The following is an 8,581-nucleotide window of genomic DNA, read 5'->3' on the forward strand; positions in this document are numbered from 1 at the left end:
TATATGGAAATGGCATATTTTATAGAGACGATAATAAAAATAGTAGTTATTTTACTAGTATTCTCTGGCTTAGCTGGAATTGGTACTTACTTTGAGAGAAAAGTTCTAGCATTTATGCAGCGTCGTCTTGGGCCTGTAAACGTAGGTCCTTTTGGACTCTTACAAGTTGCCGCGGATGGTATCAAACTCTTTACTAAAGAGGATATTGTTCCAACAAACGTTGTTGGAAAAATCTTTAAGATAGCACCTGTAATTACAGCAGCAACAGCTTTTATGGCAGCTGCTGCAATTCCGTTTTTACCGTCTTTTACACTTTTTGGATATGAAGTTCATCCAATAGTAGCAGATATAAACATTGGTATTTTATATATACTAGGAATCATGGGAGTTGGTCTTTATGGTCCACTTCTTGGCGGTATGGCTTCTGCAAATAAGTTCTCACTTATCTCAGCTGCTCGTGGTGCTGCCGTATTTATCTCTTATGAGGTAGTAACTGGTCTTTCTATTTTAGCACCTATTATGATGGTTGGTTCTTTATCATTAGTTGATTTTAATGAGTATCAAGCAGATGGAATTACAAGCTGGATAGTATGGACTCAGCCTGTTGCATTTATTCTTTTTTGGATAGCAGCTTTTGCAGAGACAGGAAGAACACCATTTCACTTAATCGCAAATGATCATGAGATTATTGATGGATTTGGAACAGAGTATTCTGGTATGAGATGGGGACTGTTTTTTATCGGAGAGTATGCAAATATGTTCTTTATATCTTTTGTAATTGCACTACTTTTCTTAGGTGGATATGGTGATGGAAGCTTTTTAGGAGCAATTGGATTACTTCTTAAAGTTGCATTCTTCTTTTTCTTCTTCTTGTGGACTAGAGCGGCTTGGCCAGATATTAGACCAGATCAACTTATGTGGTTGTGTTGGAAAGTTTTAATGCCAATAGCTATGATAAATATACTTATCACTGCTATTGTACTGATGTAAGGGGGTAGAGATGCATAACGAAAATATTGAACAACATTTTAATAATAGAAATGTAACTGAAATTAATAGCGATTACTTTATGGTGGATATCGCAGACTATCCAACAGATGGATGGGGTAAATTTACAAGAACACTAAGAAGAGCACTCAGAGGCGAACTCTTTGTAGGTCTTTGGGTAGTTCTTCGTGAGATGATTAGATTTGATATTCATACGATTCAGTATCCTCTTGAGAAGATGCCAATTGGACCAAGATACAGAGCTGTTCATGAGATGAAGAGACTTTGGGAGTCTGATGCTGAGAGATGTATTGGTTGTGGTCTTTGTGAGAAGATTTGTATCTCAAACTGTATTAGAATAGATACAAGATTAGATGAAGAGTCTCGCAAAGAAGTAACAGAGTACAGTATTAACTTAGGTCGTTGTATCTTTTGTGGATATTGCGCGGAAGTTTGTCCAGAACTTGCAATTACGCATGGTGGCGAATATGAGAATGCAAGTGATCAAAGAGAACACTTTATTATGTACCAAGATATGCTTACACCTTTTGATACGATGAAAGCAGGAACTCAAGTAGAGTTTGAAGGTTTTGGTGCAATTACACCACATGAAGATGAGCGTGTTAAAAAAACACCTCTAGCTTATTAAGGAGTTTAGTTATGTTTGAAGCAATTGCATTTTACCTTTTCGCTTTTTTAACGATTGCAATGTTCTATATTACGGTAACAACGTCACAAGCGTTGTATGCCCTCTCAGCACTTGCAGCAGGAATGATTTTTATATCAGCGTTTTTCTTTATTTTGGGTGCTGACTTTTTAGGTGCCGTTCAAATAATAGTATATTCTGGTGCTGTTATGGCCCTTTATGCTTTTGGAATGATGTTCTTTGATACTACAAGAGATGTAAAAGAGAAACAAGGCAATAAAGCAATAATTATTGGACTTAGCTCTTTAGCAGCACTTTTAGTAGTTGTCATTGTTTCAGCTCCAATAGTTGGCAACAATGTTGAGGCATTCTATCCAATGGTAGAGGGTGCAGGAAACACTCAAGAAGTTGGTATGGTTCTTTTTACAAAGTATTTGGTACCTTTTGAAGTGGCTGCAGTTATGCTACTTGTAGCGATGATTGCTGGAATTGTTCTTGCAGGAAAGAAGATGGATTTATCTCTTACTCTTATGAGCGATTCGGAACTTATGAATATGAAAGAAGAAGATAAAAAGGTTAACGTATGATGGAAATTGGATTAAATCACTATCTTGTACTCTCAACTATACTTTTTGCTATAGGTTTAGTTGGAGTTATGAGAAGAAAAAATCTACTTATGCTCTTTTTTGCAACAGAGATACTCTTAAATGCAGTAAATATATCTTTTGCTGCGATATCTCACTATTATGGTGATTTAACTGGCCAAATGTTCGCATTTTTTGTAATAGCAATTGCTGCATCAGAAGTTGCTGTAGGACTTGGGCTTTTAATTGTTTGGCATAAAAAACATAACAATATAGACCTAGACAATATGTCAAGTATGAGAGGATAAGATATGGAACTATTTTTATATACAGCACTTTTCTCTCCACTAGTAGGTTCTTTGTTTGCAGCACTTTTTGGGGCTTCACCAAAGATAAAAATAGCTGGAATAGTGCCAAGTGCACTTCTTGGAGTATCTCTATTTAGTAGTACGATGCTACTAATACTAGTATTTACAACAGATATTACTCTTCATGTTGAGATGATGACATGGATAGCTACGGGAGATTTATATATTCCTTTTGGTTTTGTAGTTGATCAGGTCAGCGTTGTCATGATGATGGTTGTAACACTTGTTTCAACTGTTGTTCATGTCTATGCTATTGGCTATATGGAAAATGATAAAGGCTTTAACCGTTTCTTCTCTTGGTTATCAGCATTCGTATTTTCTATGATGGTTCTTGTTATGAGCGACAACTTTGCTGGTCTTTTTATAGGTTGGGAAGGCGTTGGTCTATGTTCATGGGGACTTATTGGTTTTTGGTATAAAAAAGAGAGTGCTACATGGGCTGCTAATGAAGCGTTCATTATGAACCGTATTGCTGACCTTGCAATGTTGATTGGTATCTTCTTAGTTTATTGGAATACAGGAACACTTCAGTATTACGCTGCTTTTACTGCAATGCCATCTTTAGACAGTGCAATTCTTGTATGGATGGGTATATTTTTATTTATCGGAGCGATGGGTAAATCTGCACAGTTTCCACTTCATACTTGGCTCGCAGATGCGATGGAAGGACCTACTCCAGTTTCGGCTTTAATTCACGCTGCTACAATGGTTACAGCTGGTGTTTACCTTGTTGTTCGTGCAAGTCCACTATATGATTTAATCCCTAGTGTAGGGCTTTTTATTGCAAGTTTAGGAGCATTTGTTGCTCTTTTTGCAGCATCTATGGCACTAGTTAACCGTGATATGAAAAGAGTTATTGCATACTCTACGCTATCACAACTAGGGTATATGTTTGCAGCTGCTGGGCTTGGAGCTTACTGGGTTGCACTTTTTCATCTTATGGCTCATGCATTCTTTAAAGCGCTTCTATTTTTGGGTGCAGGAAACGTAATGCACGCTATGCATGATGAGTTAGATCCATTTAAAATGGGTGGACTTAACAAAGTAATGAAGGGCACATTTGTTATGATGACTGTCGCTTCAGTAGCACTTGCAGGAATCTTTCCACTTGCTGGATTCTTCTCAAAAGATTTGATTCTAGAGGTGGCTTTTGTTGAGAACCATTATATTATCTACTCAGTTTTACTCTTTACTGCAGGTTTAACAGCGTTTTACTCATTTAGACTTGTTGCACTTATTTTCCACGGTGAAGAGAGATATAAACTCTTTGGTATTCATCCACATGAAGCACATAAATTTATGTTAGTTGCTATGAGCCCACTTCTTTTACTTGCAGTTATTGCAGGGTCATTTAAGATGACATATTTTGAGATGGTTACAAAAGTACTTCCAGAATTAGAGTATCACATTCACCATCCAATAACATTTTGGATTATGACTATTGGAACTCAACTCTTTGTTGCTGGTGCAATTCTTTATGCATATAAAAAATATACAAGTAGAGAGATTAAAGTGCCAGATGGAACATCTAAGATGGAGAATAGCTTTGGTTATAAACTTCTTATTAACCAATACTACATTCCATATTTTTATGAAGAGTATCTAGTTAAGGCATATAGAGAGCTCTCAGATGTTTTATGGACAAAAGTAGATCAAAAAGTCGTAGATGGAACTGTTGATGGTATAGCAAATATACTCTATAACACAGGAGATACAACAAGAGTTATGCAAAGCGGTAATCTATCAACCATGTTAAAATGGATGGTAGCAGGAACAGTTGCGTTACTATCATTAGCGGTAGTCTTTGGACTAGCGGCTAGATATTCTGGAGAAATAAAGATATTTCTCTCAGGTTTAGGAGTTTAACATATGCTAGATCATATATTATCAATTTTAGTTTTCTTTCCAGCCCTAGCAGGTATCCTTGGATTTGTGGTTAACAAAAATAGCATACGTTCTTATGGTGTAGCTGTTGCTACAATCGAGTTTGGACTTGCAATCTGGTTATGGTTTGCGTTTGACTCAAACGTATCTGGAATGCAGTTTATGGAACAAATTGCACTAGTTCCAGCATTTGGTATCAACTATATAGTTGGTGTGGATGGAGTTTCGCTCTTTATTGTCATTCTAGCTGCATTCTTTACCATGATAGGTATTGCTTCACTTGGAGAGATGAAGGACATCAAAAATCTAATCATTACACTTCTGTTTTTACAGATGACTATGGTTGGTGTGTTTGTTGCGCTTGATGCTATTGTGTTTTATCTCTTTTGGGAGTTATCTCTTGTGCCGATGCTATATATCATTGGTGCGTGGGGTGGACCGCTTAGAATCTATGCTTCTGTTAAGTTTTTCCTATATACATTTGCAGGTTCACTTGTAATGTTAGTAGGTATGTTATTTATGGCATATTTTTATTATCAAGCAACAGGAGAGTGGAGTTTTGCACTTCTTGATTGGTACCGTCTGATACTTCCTGAATCATTTCAAAACTGGCTCTTTGTTGCCTTTTTCTTTGGTTTTGCTATCAAAGTTCCAATGTTTCCATTTCATACATGGTTACCATACGCTCATGGTCAAGCACCTACTATTGGTTCGGTAATACTTGCGGCAATCCTTTTAAAAATGGGTACATACGCATTTATACGTTTCTCTTTACCGCTTTTCCCAGATGCGTCAGTTTACTTTATGTATCCAATAGCAGTACTAGCTATCATTATGATTATCTATACTGCAATGGTTGCTTACGCTCAAAAAGATATTAAGCAAGTTGTTGCTTACTCATCTGTATCGCACATGGGTGTAATTATTCTTGGTACATTCGCACTTAACGTTGAAGGTATTACAGGTTCAATCTTTTTAATGATTGCGCACGGTGTAGTTTCGGGTGCTCTGTTCTTTCTTGTTGGTGTAATTTATGATAGAAGACATACGAAGATTATGAGTGAGTTTGGAGGACTAGCTTCAGTTATGCCTCGTTATGCAACCATCTTTGGAATCATGCTTATGGCTTCGGTTGGTCTGCCTCTTACGATAAACTTTATTGGAGAGTTTTTAAGTTTACTCGGCTTTTACAAGCAGTCACATATACTAACTCTTCTTGCAGGAACTGCAATCATTGTTGGAGCTATTTATATGCTTAGTGCTTATAAGAAGATGTTTTTTGGAGAAGTTACACATGAAGAGAATAGAAATCTTCCAGATGTAAACAAAAAAGAGCTATTAGCGCTTATCCCATTAACGATTATTACTATCTGGCTTGGTGTATATCCAAAAGTGCTTTTAGAGCCAATTAACAAAAGTGTAGAAGGGATTGTTACTTTAATGCATGAAAAATCTATAACCCAAGAAGCAAAATTAAGAATACCAAATGTCAATAAGGACATGGGTCTTATAACTAAACCAGAAAGGGAGGCACACTAATGTTAGCACCTGTAAATGTATCAATAGAGTCATTGAACCTAATGACTCTTGTGCCAATGTTGATTCCGATTATTGGTGCGCTTTTAATCATTATTATAGATCTATTTAAAAGTGAACAAGATAAATCTTTATATGTAATGCTGAGTCTTCTGATTTTAGGAGTTGATTTTGTGGCACTCGTAGATTCTGCTGGTGTATTTGCTAACAATGGTACTATTATGGGCGTGTTTGATGTCATGCTTATTGATGGTTTGGCAATACTCTCTCAGTTTATCATAGTTGGTGCTTCAATGCTCTTTATACCACTTGCACTTACGCATAAGAGATTCCATGAGTTCTCATATCCTGAATTTTTTGCACTCTTTTTGTTTATGATTGCAGGCTTCCAGTTTATGGTATCAACAGATAACCTAATTTTGGTGTTTGTTGGTTTAGAGACAGCTTCATTAGCTCTTTATACTCTAATAGCTATGCACAACCGTGATAAGTCGTTTGAAGCAGCTATAAAGTACTTTACAATGGGCGCACTTGCCGCTGGATTTTTTAGCTTTGGCTCAATGGTATTTTATGCACTTACGGGCTCAGTTGAAATCAATAAAATTGCAGCAGTACTAGCAGCTAATAACTATGAAGATATAGGTTTTGTTCTTATAGCTGTTGTATTTTTACTTGCGTCATTTGGCTTTAAACTCTCTATGGTTCCATTTCATACATGGACGCCAGATGTTTATGAAGGCTCAGCTGCACCATTAGCTGGTTATATGTCTATTGTTCCAAAGATAGCTGCATTTATCGTAGCTATGAGACTATTTGAATTTTTAATTCATAGTGGAGTTGTTTGGCTTGAAGTGATATTATATATTGGTGTTGTAATGACTATGACTATGGCAAACGTTTGGGCACTTGTTCAAACGGATGTTAAGAGGATGTTAGCGTACAGTTCAATATCTCATGCTGGTTTCGTAATGGCTGCTATACTTATTGGTACAACGCAGTCAAATAGTGCACTTTTCTTATACTGGATACTCTTTAGCTTTACAAACCTAGGCTCATTCTCTATGCTTTGGATAAGTAGACAGAAAAATCTTCCTGCTCATCAACAATCAGATCATAGTTATGATAAGTTCTCAGGTATGGTAAAAACTGCTCCAGTTGCAGCAACTATTATGGGTCTATTTATGCTTAGTTTAGCAGGTATACCACCGTTTGCTCTGTTTTGGGGTAAGATATATATGATAAGTTCTGCAATCACTGGAGGATATACTGTTTTAGCCCTTATTATGGCTCTTAACTCAGCAATCGCTGGTTATTACTACTTAAAGCTAATCGTATATATGTTTATGAAAGATCCACTTACAGAGAACAACGGACATGTATATAGTTCAAACGCTACTCTTCCTCTTAGAACAATAATTGGTATCGCAGCTATAGGAACTATTTTTGCTTTTATCGTGGTAAATCAACTCTTAGAGTTTGTTACGCTCTTTGTATATAATAGCGGATATTAATAGAATAATTTTTTATATAAAGGAGGAGGGAGCGTTTGTTTAAAATAGTACTCCTTCTTCTACTTAGTTTACATATTTTTGCACTTGAGATATCTCTCTCTGGTGCAAAAGAGAATCATGAAACCTACTCAACACTCCATTTAAATCATAACAATAAATTTTTATGTCAAGAGTTTAAAGATGACTTTGATAACGTAGCAAAAATTGTATGTGCTTTTTCAAAACTTCCAGCTCAAAAAATCCAGAAGCTTCAAAATAATTTTTTTGAAATTGAGAGTGAAGTAAAAAAAGATACCTTTTTCTTGATAATCAAACCATATCAAAAGATGAAGTTATATCCGATGGTTTTTAATTTGACAAAAGAGGAGACTCTCTTTAGTGCAAATGTAGAGCTATCTGAGCATTGGATGATAGTTGGGTATAAAGATAAAGTCCCGTATATACAAGAAGAGAAAAAAAATCCATTAGCTCTTAATCTCCCTTTTACTGCGCATGAAAACAGATTTCCATATGTTGGAAGTTTAGATATTAAAGGTAACCCAGTATATATTAAAAGAGTTGGTGATGCAACTGAGTATATAAAGATTAAAAAACTCTATGAAGATAAAGATTATGAGCTTGCCTTAGAGTTGTGTGATGAAGTTATAAAAGAGTATCCAAACTCTCTATTTAGAGCAGAGTTACTTTTTTATAAGATTAGAATACACTCAAAATTACAAGAGAATGATAAGCTTATAGACATTTCAAAAGAGTATTTAAGAGAGTATTCCTCTGATGAAAATGTTGCTGAAGTACTCTCTTTAACCGCAAAAGCTTACAATAAAGTTGGATTAAATAGCGATGCAGAGTATTTTTATGATAGATTGTTTAGCGAACACTATGACTCTGTTTATGCCAAATGGGGATATATCTACATGGCAGAGGCACTAGAAGGCTCTGCAAACTATTCAAAGGCTCAAACACTGTATGAAAAGGCACTTAGTGAGACAGATAACATTGATGTTGCAGTGGAAGCGGCATTTAGATTAAGCAGAGTACTGATATCAAATACCAAGATGAGCGAAG

The 8,581-nt window shown here is 36.0% G+C and carries 7 protein-coding genes and 1 pseudogene; all 8 read left to right on the forward strand.

The window, feature by feature from the left end; translation table 11 throughout:
• Positions 1–3 precede the first annotated feature (3 nt).
• Positions 4–990: an NADH-quinone oxidoreductase subunit NuoH gene (nuoH, locus tag PHI38_RS01460; RefSeq protein ID WP_299851773.1), complete on the forward strand. Its 987-nt coding sequence runs from the start codon at positions 4–6 to the stop codon at positions 988–990.
• Positions 991–1,000: 10 nt separating this feature from the next.
• On the forward strand, positions 1,001–1,636 hold the full coding sequence (gene nuoI, locus PHI38_RS01465; RefSeq protein ID WP_299851776.1) for an NADH-quinone oxidoreductase subunit NuoI: 636 nt from the start codon (positions 1,001–1,003) through the stop codon (positions 1,634–1,636).
• 11 nt (positions 1,637–1,647) lie between these two features.
• Positions 1,648–2,220: an NADH-quinone oxidoreductase subunit J gene (locus tag PHI38_RS01470; protein WP_299851779.1), complete on the forward strand. Its 573-nt coding sequence runs from the start codon at positions 1,648–1,650 to the stop codon at positions 2,218–2,220.
• Positions 2,217–2,525 (forward strand): NADH-quinone oxidoreductase subunit NuoK, encoded by a 309-nt coding sequence (gene nuoK / locus PHI38_RS01475; RefSeq protein ID WP_299851781.1) that lies wholly within the window; start codon positions 2,217–2,219, stop codon positions 2,523–2,525. Before PHI38_RS01470 ends, nuoK begins: the two co-directional genes overlap by 4 nt.
• A 3-nt stretch (positions 2,526–2,528) precedes the next feature.
• The gene (gene nuoL / locus PHI38_RS01480; protein WP_299851784.1) at positions 2,529–4,451 is read left to right on the forward strand and encodes an NADH-quinone oxidoreductase subunit L; all 1,923 of its coding nucleotides are present in this window, start codon (positions 2,529–2,531) and stop codon (positions 4,449–4,451) included.
• A gap of 3 nt (positions 4,452–4,454) precedes the next feature.
• A complete protein-coding gene (locus PHI38_RS01485; protein WP_299851787.1) occupies positions 4,455–6,008 on the forward strand; it encodes an NADH-quinone oxidoreductase subunit M in 1,554 nt (517 codons plus the stop codon).
• The gene (gene nuoN / locus PHI38_RS01490; protein WP_299851789.1) at positions 6,008–7,516 is read left to right on the forward strand and encodes an NADH-quinone oxidoreductase subunit NuoN; all 1,509 of its coding nucleotides are present in this window, start codon (positions 6,008–6,010) and stop codon (positions 7,514–7,516) included. Before PHI38_RS01485 ends, nuoN begins: the two co-directional genes overlap by 1 nt.
• 35 nt (positions 7,517–7,551) lie before the next feature.
• Positions 7,552–8,581 (forward strand): annotated as a pseudogene (locus PHI38_RS01495) (flagellar protein); the annotation flags it as partial.

The sequence above is a fragment of the Sulfurimonas sp. genome (assembly GCF_028694895.1).
Lineage (GTDB): Bacteria > Campylobacterota > Campylobacteria > Campylobacterales > Sulfurimonadaceae > Sulfurimonas.